We start from the raw sequence: 268 nt of genomic DNA on the forward strand, positions 1-268 counted from the left end.
GGAAAGTGCTTGAAGGCAACACGCAGGACGTTACCACGCTGCCTGACGTGGTCAAAGACTTGAAAAACCGATTTGGTTTGACCCGATGTCATCTTGTGTTCGATCGTGGTATGGTGTCCGATGATCATTTACACCTTCTTGAACAGCAAGAACTCACCTATTTATCGGCGATGGACAAAGATGAGATGGCTTGCCACTCGTTATTCAACGAATTTATGCCAGAGCCTTGTTCAAAACGATGATTATGAACAGATACTGGCACTTCGTG

Annotated in this window: 1 pseudogene; it reads left to right on the forward strand. The window is 45.5% G+C overall.

What is annotated here, in order from left to right:
• A pseudogene (locus DSOL_RS26520) lies at positions 1 to 268 on the forward strand (transposase); the annotation flags it as partial.

It is taken from the genome of Desulfosporosinus metallidurans, assembly GCF_001936615.1.
Classification (GTDB): Bacteria; Bacillota; Desulfitobacteriia; order Desulfitobacteriales; family Desulfitobacteriaceae; genus Desulfosporosinus; species Desulfosporosinus metallidurans.